This window comes from Thermoactinomyces sp. CICC 23799 (assembly GCF_016055145.1).
GTDB lineage: Bacteria > Bacillota > Bacilli > Thermoactinomycetales > Thermoactinomycetaceae > Thermoactinomyces > Thermoactinomyces intermedius.
This window is the reverse complement of record NZ_JAECVV010000008.1, coordinates 203,178-221,249: the sequence shown is the minus strand read 5'-3', so window position 1 is coordinate 221,249 and position 18,072 is coordinate 203,178. Positions and strand designations below refer to the sequence as shown.

21 protein-coding genes, 1 tRNA gene and 1 pseudogene are annotated in these 18,072 nt (G+C 46.1%); 2 read left to right on the top strand and 21 right to left on the bottom strand.

The window, feature by feature from the left end:
- Positions 1-82: 82 nt before the first annotated feature.
- From I8U21_RS12350 to I8U21_RS12335, 4 genes are all read right to left on the bottom strand, one after another.
- Positions 83-409, bottom strand: a complete 327-nt coding sequence (locus I8U21_RS12350) for an SMI1/KNR4 family protein (RefSeq protein WP_181731830.1) — start codon at positions 407-409, stop codon at positions 83-85.
- A 166-nt stretch (positions 410-575) separates the two neighbouring features.
- Positions 576-1,094, bottom strand: a complete 519-nt coding sequence (locus tag I8U21_RS12345) for an Imm6 family immunity protein (RefSeq protein WP_198054011.1) — start codon at positions 1,092-1,094, stop codon at positions 576-578.
- Positions 1,095-1,275: 181 nt separating this feature from the next.
- The gene (locus I8U21_RS12340) at positions 1,276-1,776 is read right to left on the bottom strand and encodes an SMI1/KNR4 family protein (protein WP_181821644.1); all 501 of its coding nucleotides are present in this window, start codon (positions 1,774-1,776) and stop codon (positions 1,276-1,278) included.
- Positions 1,777-1,937: 161 nt separating this feature from the next.
- Positions 1,938-2,462 carry an Imm6 family immunity protein gene (locus tag I8U21_RS12335; protein ID WP_198054010.1) on the bottom strand — a complete coding sequence of 175 codons (525 nt, stop codon included), beginning with the start codon at positions 2,460-2,462 and terminating at the stop codon, positions 1,938-1,940.
- A gap of 195 nt (positions 2,463-2,657) precedes the next feature.
- On the opposite strand from I8U21_RS12335, the gene I8U21_RS12330 reads away from it, so the two are divergent.
- On the top strand, positions 2,658-2,852 hold the full coding sequence (locus tag I8U21_RS12330) for a hypothetical protein (RefSeq protein WP_181731855.1): 195 nt from the start codon (positions 2,658-2,660) through the stop codon (positions 2,850-2,852).
- An 84-nt stretch (positions 2,853-2,936) separates the two neighbouring features.
- Here the strand turns inward: I8U21_RS12330 and I8U21_RS12325 are convergent, their stop codons facing one another.
- The 12 genes and pseudogenes from I8U21_RS12325 to I8U21_RS12270 all read right to left on the bottom strand — a co-directional run bounded on the left by I8U21_RS12325 (position 2,937) and on the right by I8U21_RS12270 (position 11,101).
- A complete protein-coding gene (locus I8U21_RS12325) occupies positions 2,937-3,359 on the bottom strand; it encodes an SMI1/KNR4 family protein (RefSeq protein ID WP_181731856.1) in 423 nt (140 codons plus the stop codon).
- Positions 3,356-3,487 (bottom strand): annotated as a pseudogene (locus I8U21_RS12320) (HNH endonuclease); the annotation flags it as partial. The pseudogene I8U21_RS12320 and the gene I8U21_RS12325, both read right to left, overlap by 4 nt.
- Positions 3,488-3,732: 245 nt before the next feature.
- Positions 3,733-4,290 (bottom strand): P-loop NTPase family protein, encoded by a 558-nt coding sequence (locus tag I8U21_RS12315; RefSeq protein ID WP_370527088.1) that lies wholly within the window; start codon positions 4,288-4,290, stop codon positions 3,733-3,735.
- A 168-nt stretch (positions 4,291-4,458) separates the two neighbouring features.
- Complete coding sequence (locus I8U21_RS12310) at positions 4,459-5,043, bottom strand: hypothetical protein (RefSeq protein WP_198054009.1); 585 nt, start codon at positions 5,041-5,043, stop codon at positions 4,459-4,461.
- A 354-nt stretch (positions 5,044-5,397) separates the two neighbouring features.
- On the bottom strand, positions 5,398-5,880 hold the full coding sequence (locus I8U21_RS12305; protein ID WP_181731859.1) for an NUDIX hydrolase: 483 nt from the start codon (positions 5,878-5,880) through the stop codon (positions 5,398-5,400).
- Positions 5,881-6,295: 415 nt separating this feature from the next.
- Positions 6,296-6,372, bottom strand: a tRNA-Arg gene (locus I8U21_RS12300).
- A gap of 112 nt (positions 6,373-6,484) precedes the next feature.
- A complete protein-coding gene (locus I8U21_RS12295; RefSeq protein ID WP_181731860.1) occupies positions 6,485-6,988 on the bottom strand; it encodes a metallophosphoesterase family protein in 504 nt (167 codons plus the stop codon).
- 14 nt (positions 6,989-7,002) lie between these two features.
- The gene (locus tag I8U21_RS12290; RefSeq protein WP_181731861.1) at positions 7,003-7,626 is read right to left on the bottom strand and encodes an XTP/dITP diphosphatase; all 624 of its coding nucleotides are present in this window, start codon (positions 7,624-7,626) and stop codon (positions 7,003-7,005) included.
- A gap of 75 nt (positions 7,627-7,701) precedes the next feature.
- A complete protein-coding gene (rph, locus tag I8U21_RS12285) occupies positions 7,702-8,472 on the bottom strand; it encodes a ribonuclease PH (RefSeq protein WP_181731862.1) in 771 nt (256 codons plus the stop codon).
- Positions 8,473-8,584: 112 nt separating this feature from the next.
- Positions 8,585-9,631 carry a GerMN domain-containing protein gene (locus I8U21_RS12280; RefSeq protein WP_181731863.1) on the bottom strand — a complete coding sequence of 349 codons (1,047 nt, stop codon included), beginning with the start codon at positions 9,629-9,631 and terminating at the stop codon, positions 8,585-8,587.
- Between the two features lie 81 nt (positions 9,632-9,712).
- Positions 9,713-10,534, bottom strand: a complete 822-nt coding sequence (gene racE / locus I8U21_RS12275) for a glutamate racemase (RefSeq protein ID WP_232335506.1) — start codon at positions 10,532-10,534, stop codon at positions 9,713-9,715.
- Between the two features lie 117 nt (positions 10,535-10,651).
- Positions 10,652-11,101, bottom strand: coding sequence for a MarR family winged helix-turn-helix transcriptional regulator (locus I8U21_RS12270; protein WP_181731865.1), 450 nt, complete (start codon positions 11,099-11,101; stop codon positions 10,652-10,654).
- Positions 11,102-11,244: 143 nt separating this feature from the next.
- Here I8U21_RS12270 and speE point away from each other — a divergent pair, with 143 nt between their 5' ends.
- Positions 11,245-12,111, top strand: a complete 867-nt coding sequence (gene speE, locus I8U21_RS12265) for a polyamine aminopropyltransferase (protein WP_181731866.1) — start codon at positions 11,245-11,247, stop codon at positions 12,109-12,111.
- Positions 12,112-12,170: 59 nt separating this feature from the next.
- On the opposite strand, the gene I8U21_RS12260 is transcribed toward speE, so the two are convergent.
- The 5 genes from I8U21_RS12260 to I8U21_RS12240 form a co-directional block, all read right to left on the bottom strand.
- Positions 12,171-13,172, bottom strand: a complete 1,002-nt coding sequence (locus I8U21_RS12260; RefSeq protein ID WP_181731867.1) for a hypothetical protein — start codon at positions 13,170-13,172, stop codon at positions 12,171-12,173.
- A 171-nt stretch (positions 13,173-13,343) separates the two neighbouring features.
- Positions 13,344-13,796 carry a MarR family winged helix-turn-helix transcriptional regulator gene (locus tag I8U21_RS12255; RefSeq protein ID WP_181731868.1) on the bottom strand — a complete coding sequence of 151 codons (453 nt, stop codon included), beginning with the start codon at positions 13,794-13,796 and terminating at the stop codon, positions 13,344-13,346.
- 113 nt (positions 13,797-13,909) lie between these two features.
- Positions 13,910-14,953 (bottom strand): type 2 isopentenyl-diphosphate Delta-isomerase, encoded by a 1,044-nt coding sequence (gene fni / locus I8U21_RS12250; RefSeq protein WP_181731869.1) that lies wholly within the window; start codon positions 14,951-14,953, stop codon positions 13,910-13,912.
- 80 nt (positions 14,954-15,033) lie between these two features.
- Positions 15,034-15,864 carry a YitT family protein gene (locus I8U21_RS12245; protein ID WP_181731870.1) on the bottom strand — a complete coding sequence of 277 codons (831 nt, stop codon included), beginning with the start codon at positions 15,862-15,864 and terminating at the stop codon, positions 15,034-15,036.
- 133 nt (positions 15,865-15,997) lie between these two features.
- Entirely contained in the window at positions 15,998-17,743 is a 1,746-nt protein-coding gene (locus I8U21_RS12240; protein ID WP_181731871.1) for a B12-binding domain-containing radical SAM protein, read from the bottom strand.
- Between the last annotated feature and the right edge of the window lie 329 nt (positions 17,744-18,072).

Below are 18,072 nucleotides of genomic sequence, written 5' to 3'. Positions count from 1 at the left end.
CGCAATGATCACCCCTGCATAATCAACCGGATGAATTCCTTCTCTTGTCTCTTGACTCAAATCGAAAAAAATCAAGTCATCATTACCCAAGAAAAAAAACGGGAACAAATGTGGATCCTCTGCGATCTCTTCCACCAGATAGTAATCTTCCCACACCCAAGATCAAATCTGCGATGGAATGGGGACCCATAATCAGGTTATCAAAAGTCCTCTGATGAAAACACATAAAGCCATATCCAATTTGTAAATAAAATTCCCTTAACTCTTTTGGAAACGTTCGATTGAGTCTTTTTTCTGCTTCTTCAACTTCACCTGTATCCAGAGGATAAAATACATGTTTATACTCTGGTGGTGCTTGAACGTTTACGGATGGAAGAACATATTTTTTTAAAAAAGAAAAGTCACTCATTGCTGTGATCACCTCCTAAGATATGATATCGGTCATTCATGATTTCACTTCCACGTCATTAAGTGACAACTCATTGAAACATGGTATGCTGTCATCTTTAACAAAACCAAAGCCCGCTCCTGTTTCACCAGAGCGGGCTTCCAAACAACATCCATGGAACCATTTTTTATGCAATCAAGTTCAACAATTCTTCTCTCTTCATCTTCTTGTCACTTCCTGCCGGATAATGTTTCAGCAGGTATTTCTGTAACCGCTCGGACCATTCTTCTTGGTAGCCGTTTATTTTTTTAATTTCTTCCAAAAATTCATCTGGCGTATTTTCATCATTGACCGGTTCAACAGGTTGCGGAACTTTATTTTGCTCACCAGCAAAGATATATGCTTGTTTTATGGTGTATGATACGGCATCCAGAACACACCAAAAAGCTGACTCTGCTTGAGAATTTCCTGAAAACGGATCTGTTAAAGTCGTGACAACAAACAATCCCTCGTCTTCATCGTCTATCTCCAAATACATGTCGAGTCCACTTAACTTTTTTTCCTCGATCCATTCCCAACACAAATCCATGGACTTTCTTATTGCAGGAAACCAATCAAATTTAGTTAATTTATCTAAAACTTTCTCAGATAAAGCTAAAAAATAAGCCGCTCTCGCATCCATATTTACTTTTTTGTACCACTCCACACTCTATTGCCTCCCAAGTTCGTTACATTGTTCCATAATGGTTTTTAATGTTTGTTGAAGCTGTTATCTCACAATCATTTTCGTAAAATATCAGCCGCAAAATCGGAATCAATTTTTCAGCATTTGATATTCTATCGTTCAATCAGGTGCCACTATATTTTTTATAGTGGGGGAAAATCTTTCAAAAACCCGATTCATCATCAACAACATAGATATAATAATTTTCTTTAGCATCCAGCTTTCGTAAAAAATCTTCGAGGGATTCCGCAATGATCACCCCTGCATAATCAACCGGATGAATTCCTTCTCTTGTCTCTTGACTCAAATCGAAAAAAATCAAGTCATCATTACCCAAGAAAAAAAATGGGAACAAATGTGGGTCCTCTGCAATCTCTTCCACCAGATCGTAATCCTCCCAGATATCTTCACCCAAGATCAAATCTGCGATGGAATGGGGACCCATAATCAGGTTATCAAAAGTCTTCTGATGAAAACACATAAAGCCATATCCAATTTGCAAATAAAATTCCCTTAACTCTTTTGGAAACGTTCGATTGAGCCTTTGTTCCGCTTCTTCCACTTCACGTTTGCCAACCGGATAAAATTTATGCTTAAAATCCGGAGGTGCTTGGATGTGTCTAGATGGAAGAACATATTTTTTCAAAAAAGAAAAGTCACTCATTGCTCTGATCACCTTTCAAGATATGAGATCAATCATGATTTCACCGCATCATTCAGTAATAACCCATGGAAACATGGCACTTTTGCTTTCACCTTTAACAAAACCAAAACCCGCTCCTTTTGACCGGGCGGGCTTTCAACGAACATCCATGGAACCAATTTTTACGAAATCAAGCTCAACAATTCTTCTCTTTGGATCTTCTTGTCACTGCCTGCCAAATGGTTTTTCATCAGGTATTGTTTTAATCGCTCAGCCCATTCTTCTTGGTAATCATGAATCTGGCAAATTTTTCTCATAAATTCACCGTCTGTAAATTCATCATTTACAACTTCAATTGCTTGCGGAACATAGCCTTTCTCTTCATACTTACAGGCTTGCCAAACCGTGTATGCCACTGCATCGATTACACAGAAAAAAGCAAGTTCATCTTCATCGTCATCTAAACCAGCATCGACTTCATTCATGTGAATTGAAAATAACCCTGTTTCTGATTCTTCATCATCAAGCCTTTCATAAAGATCATGTCCACTCCATCCTCTTTCCTCAATCCAATTCCAACACATGTTCATGGTTTCTTTTACATGATGAAACCATTCATAATGACTGATTTTATCCAATACTTTTTCTGTTAAAGATAAATAAAAAGCCGCCTTTGCATCTTCACTAACATGATCATACCATTGCATAACGACCCCTCTATCCAATCCGGATGATATTCAAAGGATTAGGAATATATATACTATCCTCAGGATAATCTATCTTTCGTTGTAAAGAAATATCTCATAGTCATCCTTTGTCTTTCTTTCATTACTGATGATACAATCATCAAAAGATATTTTTATAACGTTTACTGACATCCCACTTTAACGGAGTGAGAAATTTTGAATAAAACAATTCGTGAGGTTCGTTTTTCTGTTTGGTTTGAAGAAGATAATTTTAGTCGTGATAGCACGATCGATTTTTCCTCTGCTTTTGAACAACCAAAGTTTTCAAGGGAAAAACTTCATCAATTACTTGATGAATTTTTAAATGATATTGAAGAAGATGTCAGAGATGAACATCATTCATCTTCTTGAGTTGAAATCAGCGATAAACCAGCCCAAAATGAAAAAACATCAGCCTGTTCACGCTATATCCCGCTGAACAGGCTGTTTGTAACTTTAATCCTGGTCGGGTTCGTATAGCATTTTCTCGATATCTGAGAAATTGTCACATACTTTTGTGACATTTGAAGATTCATGGTACCAATATACAATGATAGGATCTTCACTGTCTCTATAATCAAAACAATACAAGTTGCCAAAAGGATCTTTTGCAAAAGGAAAAACTTTGTCAGGAAGATCGTCTTTTACCCAACGATATACTCTTTCAATATAGATCGGGGAGTTTTTTTCAAATGAAAGTAAACAACCAAATACCATTTGTTTTAGATCTCCAAAGTCAATCGTATCAGGACTTGGTTGGGTTCCATGAGAAGTAATTGCAATCTGTCGGAAATCGGAAGGGAATTGAATCCCAAAATTTTTTTCTACCTGATAAATTGATTGCTTATCAGCAGGTACCTTGCTTTTTCTCCATTTCATAATATCCCCCCACTTATTTGCCGGAATCTAATTTCCCAAATCTTGCGTCCACCAGTATGTTTAGTTGGGCCATGAACTTCAGTTAAAACAAGCTGCCTCTTAGCAGGATTCTGATGATGATGCAAGGTAAGCGTGGAAGATCTTTTGCATCTCTAAGCTTTCAAATTTGGATCAGAGAAGGTTCTACAGAAATCTGGATAGCCAGTTGTTTACCACTGTTTTGTTAAAATAACTGTTTGACCTTTCTTTGGCCCTTTTTTCAGCTCGGGTTTCCCGTGCAATTTTTTCTTACTTATTTCTCTCTTCCTGCCTTTTGATATTTTCCAGAAAACGATGAATCTCTTGTCTGCTCTTTAAGATGACAACCGTTTTGTCAGAGCCGGACTTTTGAAAGTTTTCTAATCGCTCCATCATTTTTCTCTGGCGGGAATCGTAAGTGGTCCGGGCATCCTTCTCCCATATCCGGTCGTGTTTTCCCCATGTTCACCAAAATGCGCTTGATCACACGCAACAGGCACAAATATCGGGGCAGTTCCAAATAGATCATGGTATCCGCATGTTCTGCCCGCATCTCAAACGTACGACTGTAATTCCCTTCCATAATCCATTGGCGTTGGTTCACAATTTCTTGCTGAGCTGTGACGAACTCTTCCGGTGAAGACTCCACCCAGCCCGGTTTCCAATAGAAAGCATCCAAATGGTAAACACGGATCTTTAAGATTTGCCCTAATTTCCGCGCAAACGTCGATTTGCCCCCACCGGATGAAACCCCGATCACCATAATGCGGTTCACCACATGCCAACCCTTTTCCCCGTTTCCGGCCACAGAACCGACCACTTCGTTCCAAGACCAAACTTTGCAAAATACACGATAGCGCCTTTTAATCGGTAAAAAAGCTCTCTCCCCAAAATGATTTGCTCTCTTCGGCATCACATTTCATTTTTTATGCACATAAAAGGTTACAAAACGCACATTTTGTAACGATGAAACAGCAAACAACGCTGTTTTACGCACAGAACATCTAAATCCGGCTGACAGAACCGCAGCCGGGCTTTTGTTCTGCCTCCACAAAAAAATAACAAGCCTGAAAAAGGCTGGTTATACCGGTACCGCACCCCGTCTTTGCCGTATGGATTCGTGAAACTCCGCCAATTGGCGATAGCTTTCGATAGGCACCCTAATTCTCTCTCCGTCCAACCGTATGTACATTCCATCTTCTTTCGCTTCTTCGTACGGATATTTGTCCAGCAACCAGAGTGCATTGATTTCGAGGTCCTCGATATCGGTTGCAAAGCTGCATCCGCAGTAAATCAACCCGATTTTCTGGCCTCTCAACCGGTGATATTCTTCGATGTTTCCTTTTCTCTCTTCTTCCATCATCCGTACGTAAAAATCCACGGCTTTCGGCGGAAAACCCAAAATCGTCCCCAAAATCCGGTCGGCTTCTTTGGCGGATAACGTTCCGCTGCGTTTCACTTCCGCATGGAATAAAGATTGGATGAGCTCGTTTTGAAAGAACAAATAAAAAGGCCGCCCGCTCAGCAAATCATAATCGTTCTGCCCGACATACGGGTAAGTTTCCAGCAAATACTCCATGTGCTCCGTTTTCCATCTTTCAAGGGGAATATCCAAGAAGGCCGGTTTGTACCCTTTTAAGAACGCATCCACCGTACGCAAGTTCATCGCTCCCTCGCTTCAAACTGTGCGGATATTTATTCGTTATAGCCACAATGATTCCTGCATGAAAAAACGCCCGTAACGGGCGCATCCGTTCAACCGTCGTCTTCCCCGCAGCCGTCGTATTCCTCGTATCCGCAGTTGCTGCAGTACACATAGCCGTCCCGGGACTTTCCCAACGTTTGCTCACCACAGCGAAGGCAAAGGGATGCCATCTTCAAGCCTCCTTCCGTTTGTGGCGGGTCTCGGATCGGCATCACAAATAAAATTGATAATTTTCTTTATATTTTTATTATAGACTTTTGACCAAACAATGCCCATACCAGAGCGGTTAATTGACGTTTGCCAAGATTGCCGTTTTTAAATACCCCTGTGCAGTTTAATTTCAAATTCGGGTTTCGTGATATATTCCATATATCGGATATTTCTGTCAAAATCCATATAAGCTTGATAACGGGTACGTATTGCGGGGGCTGTAATCTTATCAAGCACTTTATCCTTTGCAACCCAGCGGCTTTCCAATGTTTCCTCCGAAGTGCATAATGCTCCGCCCACAGGAGTGCACACAAAGTCTAACATGATTTTGGTCGGAATCTCCGTGACACCGTCATACCATTTGTAAATCCCTGTATTTGAATAAACGCCAATCAAATGCGATACAATTACGTCTATCCCGCTTTCCTCTTTGACTTCTCTGATTAATGCATCCATCAGATTTTCCCCGACTTCCACTTGTCCACCGGGAAATACCCATCCGCCATGTTTCGTCTTCACCAAAAGGATATTCCCTTGTTCATCTTCGACGATGCCACCCACTGCCACAATATGTTTTGGCATTTCCATTCTTATGACCTCCAAGCAATCTGAAAAGAAAGAGAAACTTTACCGTCTCTTTTATTTTTAATTCTTTAAATTGAAGATATTTTCCTGTTTCAGCCAACTTGCTGCTGATCGCGCGAATCAGCGGCAAACCGGGCAAAAAATGCGGCTCCTGCAAAGGGACACCAACCGGAACCGCCGGGAATCTCCCACGGCACCTTCAGCTTCGCCACTTAACAGCCTTCTTCCACCCAAAAGCGCGCCCGTTCCTTAATGAGGTTTTTGCCAATACGCTCTCTTACCGGGAGTTTACGTGGAGTCGGGTTTCAGACAAAATAATAAGACGTCCGCCTTTCGCCTGTACAGACGAAAAAGGCGAACGCCTTCACGCGTTCAACCGGTTCACTACCGGTTTCCGATGTCACATTTCAAAACGGCTTGGCGTCCCAGGAGAGATTCGAACTCCCGACCGACGGCTTAGAAGGCCGCTGCTCTATCCAGCTGAGCTACTGGGACATTTTTCTAATTCGCCGTGACGACACAACATATTCTACAACAGATTATTCTTTCCGTCAACCACTTTTTTTATTCCAGCAAAAAAAACGGGCAAAAGGAAAAGGAATTATCATTACGACAATTCCCCTTCAAATCCCCGCTCGGTAATCGGGGTTCCATCGATTTGGTAGAACACCACTTTGATTTTCCCGTCTTTTGTCTCCAAAACGGCATAGGTCGGTACAGTAAAGCCACGGGGTTGCGTGATGCTTCCCGGATTGATCAGCAAAACGCCGTCTTCTTTTTCGCACACCGGAAAATGGGAGTGGCCGAAACAAGCAATTTGCGCTCCCGCTTCCTGCGCCCGGTATTTGATGGGAAGCAAAGACTCTTTCACCCGGTACAGGTGGCCATGCGTGACAAAAAAACAAAGGGAATCCGCTTCAAAGATCTCTTCCTCGGAAACCTCTTCCCAATCGCAATTGCCTCTCACCACAGTCAACGGCACGGAGGGAAGTTCAGACCGGCCGGTGCAAAAATCGCCGCAATGGATCACATGATCGGCTTTCACCCGGTCCACAATTTCATTCAACCGCTTCGCCCGGCCGTGTGAATCGCTGATGATCAACACTTTCATCATCATTCCTCCTCTTATGAAAAATGATACATGTTCTTCATCTCTTCGATCAACAGACGGGTGGCTTTCCCGCGGTGACTGATGGCGAATTTTTCTTGATTGCTCAGCTCCGCCATCGTTTTGTGAAGCGAAGGCACGTAAAAAAGCGGATCATAACCGAAACCCTGATCCCCCCGCGGCTCCCGCGTGATTTCGCCGTGGCACGTTCCTTCCACGGTTTTGGTCGGTTCACCGGGCACAGCCAGCGCCATAACGCAAACATAGTAAGCCTGGCGTTTCTCTTGCGGGACGGATTCCATTTGCTTCAGCAATTTTTGGTTGTTCTCTTCATCCGTGGCATTTTCCCCCGCATAGCGGGCCGAATAAACGCCGGGCTCCCCGTTTAACGCCGGCACCACCAGACCGGAATCATCCGAAACCACCGGCGCATTCAAATGCCGGGCAATCGTTTCCGCTTTTTTGACGGCATTGCCTTCAAACGTGTCCTGATCCTCTACAATGCCGGGCAAATCTTGAAAGTCTTTCAACCCTTTGACATCCAGGTTCAAATGCTCCAAAAACAGTTCCCGGAATTGTTCCAATTTGTTTCGGTTTCCCGTCGCAATGATGATATACGGAAAAGGCCAGTTTCTTTTCATGTTTCTCTTCCTTTCCCTTTCAATGGTTCATGGGAAAGCCCATGAACAATAAAAAAGCTCATGGGCCCGATTGGTTTATTTCGTTGCCGAAGAACTTTCCTCCGAAACGGTTTTCCCCACCAGTTCGGCGTCACTTCCCAAGATTTCTTTTTGCATGAGAATCAATTCAGACGTTCCCTTTTTGGCCAGCTCCAAAAGTTGGAAAAGCTGATCGCCCGAAAAAGGAGATTCTTCGCCCGTTCCTTGGATTTCCACATATTTTCCGAGACCTGTCATGACAATGTTCATATCCACAATGGCGGAGGAGTCTTCTTCATAACAAAGATCCAAGAGCACTTCTTCCCCGACGATCCCCACACTGGTCGCAGCCAAAAAGTCTTTGACCGGCATCTCTTTTAAAACGCCGTTTTTCACCATGGGAGCCAGCGCATCCACCATGGCGACAAATGCTCCGGTAATCGCCGCGGTACGGGTTCCGCCGTCGGCTTGGATCACATCGCAGTCGATCCACAGGGTTCTTTCCCCGATGGCGGATAAATCCACAACGGAACGGAGTGCCCTTCCAATCAGGCGCTGGATCTCCATCGTCCGGCCGCTGACTTTCCCCCGGCTGGATTCACGAACGGTCCGTTGATGGGTCGCTCTCGGCAACATCGAATATTCCGCGGTAATCCACCCTTTACCGGAATTTCGCAAAAAAGGGGGGACTCTTTCTTCCACCGTCGCCGTACAAATGACCCGGGTATCCCCCACGGTTATGTAAACGGAACCTTCCGCCGTCTTGATAAAGCCTCGCTGCATTTCCACTTTTCTTAGTTCATGATTTGCGCGTCCATCGGTTCTCAATGATGCTTCCCTCCTGTGCCAAGTTCCTTTAGTATAGCATACCCTTATCCCAAATACCGAATGAGAAAAGAAAAAAAGGAATGAAATTTGACTCATTCCTTTTGCACCTGCATCAGGATTTATTTGGATTGACAAAGACGGGGCGGGCCACGGGATTGCTGACGGTTCCTTCCCCTTCCACGGCAACGCTTTGTTTCCCGTTCACGGTCAATTGCACTTTATCCGCATCGGTGTTTTCCGTCAAGGACAACACGATCGTTTGGATGGCGTCTTTGGAAGCGCTGTTCTTTCCGTACTGTAACAGTTGCTCTCCCAGATCCGCCGACACCACCTTGTCTTTGACCTGAACTTTATTCACCGCCAAGGTGTTGTCCAGCGCCGCACTCAAACCGGAATCGTATTGCGGCCCTTTGATCAGCTCTTTCATCACCGTTTCGCCGATTTGGTCCGATGAATTGACCATCCGGGTCACCGGCACATAGTAAATTTCGTTATTGGGCAATTGCCCCATGAAATACAGGATGACCGGCATGCTCCGCGTCAGGTCCGTTCCTTCGGCCACCTCCAGATTGATCCCGTCTTTACGGGTCAAACCTTGAGCCGGTGTCTTTTTCTTCGGCATGACCGCAAGCGGTTTCCCATCGACCCAGATATTCACCTGGTCAATGGTGGGAAAACCCGTCAACGTCCAAGTCACGGCACTTAACAAATCCTCTTCTTCATCCTCTTTGTAGTTCAAAAATTCTTTTGAAAAGTCAATGGTTGCAACCCCGTCTGAAATATTTAACGCCTTCACCTGCGTTCCTTTGGGCAGAATCGGAGTCATCCCTTCCGGCAGCATGGACGCTCCCGGTCCTTCCTTCACCATGAACTTTAACACTTCTTTGGCAATCCCTGTGGAAGCCGGAAGATTCAAGGTATAAGGAGCGACGTGGCCGTTATTCGTTTTGAAATAAAGTTCGACCCCGGTCGTCTTTTCCTGTTTGTCATCCTTTTTTTCTTGGCCGGCCCCCACCGGCGTTGCGTTGTCCAAATTGGCATTGGCCGGGGGCGGGTCAATGGGCTTGGTGGATTCTTTTCCCGGTCCGAACATGCATCCGGTCACCAGCAAAGGAATGAATAATAGAAAAACGGCTGAGCGTATGAATCTTTGATCCATGAACAATCTCCCCCCAAGGACAAGTCATTTATTACATGTATACGGGCATGGGGGGAATTTAGCACTTTCCGGAACAAAATTTTATCCCACCGAAGGGAAATAAAGCTCCACCTGTTCCACCTTGACCGGAAAACCAAACCAGTCTTCGGCAATCTTCGAAAAGCTTTCCGTCGACCCCGTCGTAAAGAAGCGGTGTTTGGGCGAATGCTGATCCGAAAGCAATTGTTGGTGCTGCAAAATCGTGCTTAACTCCACCGCGGTTTCTTCCGCCGAGCTGATGATGGACACCGATTCGCTCACCGCTTTTCGGATGGAATCCGCCAAAAGGGGATAATGCGTGCATCCGAGAATCAAGGTGTCCATGGAAGTGTTCCGGAGCGGGGACAACGTGTCGGCAACTATGTCATCGGCCAAAGCGGTATGGCGATACCCGCTTTCCACCAGCGGCACAAAGGCCGGACAGGCCAGACTGTGAATGGTCAAGTCGGGATGGATTTTGCGGAGAGCCTGTTCATAAGCCCCGCTTTGAATCGTTCCCTGCGTGCCGATCACGCCAATCGTTTTGTTTTTCGTCGCTTTAATGGCCGCCCGCGCTCCGGGATCAATCACTCCCAGGACCGGAATGTCCACCTGTTCTCTCACCAAATCCAGCGCTGCGGCGGTTGCGGTATTGCACGCGATCAAAATCGCTTTGATCGGATGATTCATCAAAAACCGGACAATGCCCATGGTGAATTTCCGGACTTCTTCTTTGCTGCGGGGGCCATACGGACAGCGTTTGGTATCCCCCACATAATAAATGGTCTCCCGGGGCAACTGCCGCATCACTTCACGGGCAACGGTCAACCCGCCGACCCCGGAATCAAGGATGCCGATCGCCCGGTCTCTGGTTTGCTGCATCATACAAAAATCCAACTCCTATCCCTCTGTCTCAACCGGATATGATATCATATTGGTTTCCCCAAGAATTGGAACACAGGCAACAAAAACCTCCATTCGGTGCATGAATGGAGGAAAACCTCAATCTTTTTTCATTTCATGATACAAAACGGATAAATGTTTTTGGATTTGCTCCGTCTCTTCAGATGACAAATGCGAGAGAATGTCGGACAAATACTGCCGACGGGCTGCCAAAACTTCATCGATGATTTTCCGCCCTTTATCCAATAAACGGATCCGCACCACGCGCCGGTCACGTTCATCCCTTATCCGTTCCACCACTTCGTTTTTCTCCATCCGGTCAATCAAATCGGTCATCGTACTGCAAGCCAAAAACATTTTTTGACTCAATTCCCCGATGGTTAAATCCCCGTTTTCCTGAAGCAACAACAAAGCTGAAAACTGGGGCGGGGTCACCGGAAACCGGTCCAGGATTTCCCTTCCTTTTCTTTTGACAATCACACTGATTTCCCGCAATAAAAATTCGATTTCAGCAAATCGCTCGTAAGAGACCGGCTTTTTCTTTTCCATAAGCCTCTCCTTTATTTCAAACTTTCATCATATCCTTATCAAGAAAGTATATATAAAATTATACACCTTGACAAACTAAATCCAGTAAACAAAAAACTGCAAAACGGTGACACATCTGATAAAATGGTGTCTCGGTAACATATATGAAGGAGGTTGGACGGTTGAACCAAACACCTGAATTTCTGCAAGAAAAAAACGGGGATTTATGGCTGATCGAAGATGAACGGGAAAACATGAAGGTGAGTTACCGGATCAAAGAAGTGGTGTTTTCGGAAAAATCCCCTTTTCAACATGTCATGATTTTGGATTCATATGATTTCGGCCGCATGCTCGTTTTGGACGGCGTGGTGCAAACCACTTCCCTGGACGGCCACATCTACAATGAAATGATCACCCACATCCCGCTTTCCATCCACCCGAATCCCGAGCGCGTGCTGATCATCGGGGGCGGGGACTGCGGAGCCGCCCGGGAAGTATGCAAATATGAGAATGTCAAAGAAATCGACATGGTGGAAATTGACGAGCTGGTGGTCGACGCCTGCAAAAAATACCTGCCGGCGGTTTCCGGAAATCTTTCCGATCCCCGGGTGAACTTTATTTTTAATGACGGGATCAAACATGTGGAAAACATTCGGGATCACTACGATGTGATCATCGTGGACTCCTCCGATCCCGTGGGCCCTGCCAGAGCGCTTTTTGAAAAAAGCTTCTATGAAAACATCCACCGGGCTTTAAAAGAAGACGGATTAATGGTGTGCCAAAGCCAGTCCCCGCTGTTTCACCGATCCGTCATGAACCAAACCATCCGCCACATCCGCGATCTGTATCCGGCCGTCAAAGTATACACGGCAACGGTTCCCACCTATCCGGGCGGCTTCTGGAGCTTCACCCTGGGCTCCAAAAATTATGATCAAGTGTATGTGGACCGCTTCGAAAAAGACACCAAATACGTCAACCATTCCATCCTGACCACCTGTTTTGACGTGCCGGCCTTTTTGAAACATGATTAAATTAAAATACACTTCTTCAGAAACAAAAAAATCCCTCCTGTTTGAAGGAGGGATTTTGCTTAATCGTTTTCCTGCAATTGATTCAATAAATTTCGCCAACCGTGAAGGTGCGCCAGCGTCGTCACTTCACGCCGGATTTTTTCGTGGCGGCAATCGGCAAAATCGGCAAACACTTGCTCCAGATCCCCGATTTCCCGTTTGACCAAGGGACAATCCAAATATCCGAGCAAATGAATAAACCATTCATAATTGCCGTTTAATGCCTCTTCTTTTAACTCTTCTATGGTAAAGAGCTGATAAAAAGGGAATTGATCCAAGGCCAGAACCACATCAAAGGGAGCATCCACCGGCAATTTTCCGGCAGGTTTCTCCTCTGACGCCAGTTTATTTAAGGTTTGCCTCTTCCCTTCCAGGTAAGGGCACGGCCTGTAGTGGACAAACAGATAAAAAATGCCCCATTGATCCTCCATCGGGATGCGGTACAAGGAGAAAATGGAACCGGAGTAATTCGTGTACCATTGTGACCACTGCCCTCCGTCCGCAGTGGCCGTCACCATCCGGTCGGTGCGCAAAAAAGGATTGAACGCCGCGCTGTTTTCCAAGTCAACCATTTCATGTTCATAATGGCCGACGCCTATGTAAAAGGAAGACCATTTCAAGCGCTCTTCTGTCAGCGGTGTCAACTGCCGCTGGCTCGTTCCTCTCCAAACCTGCGGGATCGTGTGGTGAGGCAAGCGCATTTGCTCCATTTGCCAACCCGGCGACAAATAATAATCCGAAAAGCGCCGGACTTCATCCAAATCGGCCGGAATGGCCAACGGATATGAAACACATCCTTGAAAGATTGCAAAAATTTGATGTTCCACCAAAGGTTGATAAGCAAGCACAATACCGCGGGGAATGCTCAGATCCCTCGCTTCGGCAAAAACGATCAAATCAGCTTCCCGATCCATAAACTGTGCCAGCTCATCCAAAAAAGCAGCTTCATCCAAAAACTCAAATCCCGTTTCCTGCCAACGCTGATCCCATTTCCAGCTTTGCAACCAGCCGGGTAGCTGCATAAAGATCATCCTTTTTATCAATATCCTTGAATTGTATTGAATACACAACTTTCGTTATTTGACAAATCCGCCCTCCATTTCTGATCTTTTTTAAGGGGGATTTTTCTCTGTTTTTACTGGCATTTTGACGTCTTTTTGCAGTGATAGACCCTTAAACATTTTCCGAAAAATTTATTCCGTCCGTTTTTCGTCGTTTACGATCCGCTCCAATTTTTCATAAATTTCCAGCAAGCGGATCAAATCTTCTTGGGACAAATTGGACAAATAGCGTTTCACCACTTCTTCACTGATTTTTTTCGCTTTGGCCAATATATTTTTTCCTTCTTCCGTCAGCTCAATGACAACCACGCGACGGTCAAAAACATCCTGGGAGCGCCTTACCCACTGGTGGGCTTCCAAACGGTCTATCATCAACGTCACCGCACTGGGCTTGACTTCCATCATGTTGGCAATGTCGGTCGCCCGGCATCGGTCGCTCGACCCGATATAACTCAAAATATGAAACTGTGCCCGGGTCAAACCGATTTCGGATAACGCCGTGGTAATATGCTGTCCGATTCTCCGGGTAATGGCATATTGTTTCATTTGAATGTTGGTAATAATGTTCTCGTGATCAAATGTCATCCGTCTCCCCGCTTTCCATCTCATTCCCATTGGTTAGGAAGGTTAATATTTAATTTTATTAAATATTAACCACCGGTCCGTTGTCAACCAAAACGGAAGCGATTACACCGCGGTCACTGCCATGCATGAAACACCAACCGGTCGGTCTGGAACAGTTCCTTGACGGAACCGATGCCCGCTCCAAACATGGCAATTTTCATTTCCATCATCACCTGCCGGAGCCGGTCGATCAACATATCCTGCCGGTCATCAGCCGCATAGGGCAAAAGCGAACGTCCAAATCCGGCCAGATCTGCTCCCAACGCAATCGCCTTCGCGGCATCCACCCCGTTTTTCAATCCGCCGCTGGCAAGGATCGTTCCGGAAGGGACCGCACTCCGCGCTTCGATCACACATTCCGCCGTCGGAATCCCCCAATTTTCAAAAGCTTGTGCCGCTTTTTTCAGCAAGGGGGTGGTCCGGTGCTTTTCCACCTGACTCCACGAAGTGCCGCCCGCTCCGGCCACATCCACAAATTGCACACCGCAATCAAACAGGGTTTTGACCAATTCGCCGTTGATTCCCCAACCCACTTCTTTGACGCCGACGGGAAAAGAAACGCGCCGGCACAGCTTTTCAATTTTCCGGAGGATGCCTTTGAAATTGACATCCCCCTCCGGCTGAAACACTTCTTGCATCGAATTCAGATGCAAAACCAGCGCATCGGCTTCCGCCGTCTCCACGAAGCGGTAACACTCTTCTTCCCCGATCCCGTGATTCAGTTGCACGGCTCCGATATTGGCGATCAACGGAATATCCGGGGCATGGCGCCGGACTTGAAAGGTGTGTTCCACCGCCGGGCGGTCCAGAATCACACGCATCGATCCGAGCGCCATCCCCCACCCGCACTCTTGGGCCGCAATGGCCAACATGCGGTTGATCTCCCCCGTTTCTTCGGTCCCGCCGGTCATCGAGCTGATGAAAAGCGGTGCTTTCAAAGGTTTCCCCAAAAAGGAACAGGAAAGATCAATTTCACGAAAATCCAGCTCCGGCAACGCCTGATGAACAAAGCGGTAATGTTCCAATCCGGTGGTCACTTGCCGGCTGGTCACATTTTCATTCAGCACGATTTCGATATGTTCGTCCTTTCGTTTCTGCACCCGAGACTTCGACTTCATAACGCAATCCTTTCTTCACAGGCAATTCCAACTATAGTTTAACGCAAGTCTGACCCGCTTCATGCAAAGTTCAACGTTTTTTAACCATTTTCTTCGTTGAAATCCCGGTGAAAATATCCCATCACTTCCACAGTTTCCATGATATTGACAAACGCTTTGGGATCGTTTTCCATGATCACCCTTTTCACTTCCGCCAATTGGTAGCGGGAAATAATCATGAACAGGACTTTTCGTTTTTCCCGGGTGTAAGCTCCCTCCCCGTCGACAATCGTGATTCCCCGCACCAGCCGGGAAATCAGGCTTTTCCGGATTTCCTCCCCTTTGCTGGTGATGATCATCAAAGTGACTTTCAAATGTTTGGTATGAATCATGTCAATCACTTTGCCGGTGGCAAAAATGGACAACATGGTGTAAAGGGCCGTGTCCCAGTCAAACAAAAACCCTGAAACAAACACGATCACCGCATTCAGGGTAAAGGTGAGCGTCCCCAGGGAAAACTCTTTTTTTCGGGTCAGCAAAAAGACAATGATATCCAATCCCCCGGTGGAACCGGATGAACGAAAGATAAATCCGGTACCGATGCCGGCGAGCACGCCCCCGAACAGCGAGGACATGATCGGGTCGCTGGAAATTGGTTCAACGGGAATCAACCACAAGGCCACCGAGGTGACGACAACCGAAAGAATCGTATTGATGATGAACTTTTTCCCCAGCTTCATGTATCCGAGCAGAAGCAAAGGAAGATTCAACGCAAAGTTGATGACCCCGGTGTTGATCGGCGTCAACAAACTGATAATCATGGCGATCCCGGAAACGCCGCTGCTTAAAATCTTATGCGGCAACAAAAACACATTCCATGCAAAGGCAATCAAGATGGAAGAAAGGACAATAATCACCATTCGCAAAACCATTTCGCATCACTTTCACTTTCTGTTTTCTGATATTCACAGCCATCTAGTATAACATCATCTTTCTCCGGAAGATATCCTATTCTTCAATTTTCCTGATAAAAACAAACCCTTTTCTCCAAAGAGGAGAAAGGGCTTAGTCATTGTCCGGATCCATGGTATAAATCTTCACCGGTTTTCCCGGTTCATAATAAGCGATCATCAATTGTTTTTTCAAGAGGATTTCGCCGGTCTTACGGTATCTTTCCAAATCAAACGGCACCGACTCGATCACCGCATGCTTGAACAACTGCCTTTCGCTCACCGGTTGCTCCCCGAAATCTCCCGAGACTTTCTCCGGCGATTTCAACGCCATTTTCAAATAAGCGGCTTGTTCCTCCTTGCTCAGTGTCCAGTCCCACCATACTTTGCGCGGACGGTGACGATGATTGAGATAATAGTCATACTTCATCAACCCCAAAATCACATCCGGCTGTGAAGTGCCCCTGCTTTTCAGAAAGGAAACCAGACGCAAAAAGAGATCTTCCAACTGATGCCCGATTCGTTGCCATCCCTGCTCCTCCCAGTAGTCGCCAAACTCCTGGAAAAAGTCAAAGGCAGAAGGAAACTCGTGCTCAATCAAATAGTTCAAGGTGTGGTCCATGCGATGCGCATTCCAATACTTTTCCAACACATCCTCCACGCGCTTGATGCGGACAATGTCGGCAAAGGAAAGGTCCTTGTTGCCCAAGATCTCATAAGGTGCCCGCTCCATGTAAACATACTCATACTGATCAGCCTGGATGCGAAGTCCCGTTCCCCTCAACATTTTCAAAAAGCCCAGTTGCAATTCTTCCGGCCGCAGGGCAAATACATCATTAAATGTCTTTTTAAACGTGTCATAATCTTCATGGGGCAATCCGGCGATCAAATCCAGGTGCTGGGCAATCTTGCCGCTTTCTTTGATCATGTTCACCGTGCGCGACAGTTTGGAGAAGTTTTGTCTCCGTTTCACCGCCAAGTTGGTCGGGTCGTTCGTCGATTGAACCCCGATTTCAAAGCGGAAAATCCCCGGAGGCGCATTTTCCGTCAAAAATTGCAACACTTCCGGCCGCATGATATCTGCCGTGATCTCGAACTGGAACACACACCCTTGGTGATGGTCAATGAGAAACCGGAAAATCTCCAGCGCATAATCCCGCTTGATATTAAACGTCCGGTCCACAAATTTGATCAGCTTTGCCCCGTTTTCAATCAAGTACATGAGGTCCGCCTTCGTCCGTTCGATATCAAAATACCGGACCCCCACTTCAATGCTGGACAAGCAAAACTGGCAATTAAACGGACATCCCCGGCTCGTCTCGAAATAAATCACCCGCTTGGACAAGTCGGGCAAATCTTCCGGAAAGCGGTGCGGAGTCGGAATCTCATTCAAGTGCAACTTGGGCCGCGGTGGATTGAGGATCACTTCTTCCCCCTGGCGGTAAGCCACTCCCAACACCTGATCATACCGCTCTTCTGTGCTGATCTCCTTCAGCAAGTGATGAAACGTCGCTTCCCCTTCCCCCATCACAATGAAATCCACTTGCGGCAACCGTTCCATCCATTCACGGGTGTCATACGACACTTCCGGCCCGCCCAGCACAATCTTTGTCTGAGGCATGATTTTTTTTATCATATCCAAAATCGGAATGGTCTCTTCAATATTCCATATGTAACAAGAAAAACCGATCACATCGGGCCGGCGTTGATACAGATCCGAAACCACATTCATCGCCGGATCCTTGATCGTGTACTCCGCAATCTCCACATCAAATTCCCGGCTGCTGTATGCTTTTAAATACCGCAACGCCAAAGAAGTATGAATGTACTTTGCATTCAACGTCGCCAAAACCACTTTCATCTTCATCAACCTCTTCTGAATCATATCCTGTTTTCCATTTCCTCTTATCTATCCTAAACAGAATACCACAGAAACGGACAAAAAGCTCTCCCCGCCGCATTCCTTTCCCCGCCAAACAAAAATCCGCCAACCGTTTAATGTCCGGAAGCGGATTGTATGACCAAACCCCGATTCCGCAAATCTTCCATTTTCTCAAATCAATGCCCTTTCCCCAAACAACCAGCCCATCCAAGGGTTTTTTCTATATCAATATACCGTTTTCGTCCAAGTCCAACAAATGATTCTCCCATATTGACACTCCACACGGCTGAAGCCGTGGGATTCTTGGG

What these genes read in the sequence shown, in the direction of transcription:
- I8U21_RS12350 (WP_181731830.1), bottom strand. Translation starts at nt 409, where the DNA reads ATGAGTGACTTTTCTTTTTTAAAAAAATATGTTCTTCCATCCGTAAAC.
- I8U21_RS12340 (WP_181821644.1), bottom strand. Translation starts at nt 1,776, where the DNA reads ATGAGTGACTTTTCTTTTTTGAAAAAATATGTTCTTCCATCTAGACAC.
- I8U21_RS12335 (WP_198054010.1), bottom strand. Translation starts at nt 2,462, where the DNA reads ATGCAATGGTATGATCATGTTAGTGAAGATGCAAAGGCGGCTTTTTAT.
- I8U21_RS12325 (WP_181731856.1), bottom strand. Translation starts at nt 3,359, where the DNA reads ATGAAATGGAGAAAAAGCAAGGTACCTGCTGATAAGCAATCAATTTAT.
- I8U21_RS12315 (WP_370527088.1), bottom strand. Translation starts at nt 4,290, where the DNA reads ATGCCGAAGAGAGCAAATCATTTTGGGGAGAGAGCTTTTTTACCGATT.
- I8U21_RS12310 (WP_198054009.1), bottom strand. Translation starts at nt 5,043, where the DNA reads ATGAACTTGCGTACGGTGGATGCGTTCTTAAAAGGGTACAAACCGGCC.
- I8U21_RS12305 (WP_181731859.1), bottom strand. Translation starts at nt 5,880, where the DNA reads ATGGAAATGCCAAAACATATTGTGGCAGTGGGTGGCATCGTCGAAGAT.
- I8U21_RS12295 (WP_181731860.1), bottom strand. Translation starts at nt 6,988, where the DNA reads ATGAAAGTGTTGATCATCAGCGATTCACACGGCCGGGCGAAGCGGTTG.
- I8U21_RS12290 (WP_181731861.1), bottom strand. Translation starts at nt 7,626, where the DNA reads ATGAAAAGAAACTGGCCTTTTCCGTATATCATCATTGCGACGGGAAAC.
- I8U21_RS12280 (WP_181731863.1), bottom strand. Translation starts at nt 9,631, where the DNA reads ATGGATCAAAGATTCATACGCTCAGCCGTTTTTCTATTATTCATTCCT.
- racE (WP_232335506.1), bottom strand. Translation starts at nt 10,534, where the DNA reads ATGATGCAGCAAACCAGAGACCGGGCGATCGGCATCCTTGATTCCGGG.
- I8U21_RS12270 (WP_181731865.1), bottom strand. Translation starts at nt 11,101, where the DNA reads ATGGAAAAGAAAAAGCCGGTCTCTTACGAGCGATTTGCTGAAATCGAA.
- speE (WP_181731866.1), top strand. Translation starts at nt 11,245, where the DNA reads ATGAAGGAGGTTGGACGGTTGAACCAAACACCTGAATTTCTGCAAGAA.
- I8U21_RS12260 (WP_181731867.1), bottom strand. Translation starts at nt 13,172, where the DNA reads ATGCAGCTACCCGGCTGGTTGCAAAGCTGGAAATGGGATCAGCGTTGG.
- I8U21_RS12255 (WP_181731868.1), bottom strand. Translation starts at nt 13,796, where the DNA reads ATGACATTTGATCACGAGAACATTATTACCAACATTCAAATGAAACAA.
- fni (WP_181731869.1), bottom strand. Translation starts at nt 14,953, where the DNA reads ATGAAGTCGAAGTCTCGGGTGCAGAAACGAAAGGACGAACATATCGAA.
- I8U21_RS12245 (WP_181731870.1), bottom strand. Translation starts at nt 15,864, where the DNA reads ATGGTTTTGCGAATGGTGATTATTGTCCTTTCTTCCATCTTGATTGCC.
- I8U21_RS12240 (WP_181731871.1), bottom strand. Translation starts at nt 17,743, where the DNA reads ATGAAAGTGGTTTTGGCGACGTTGAATGCAAAGTACATTCATACTTCT.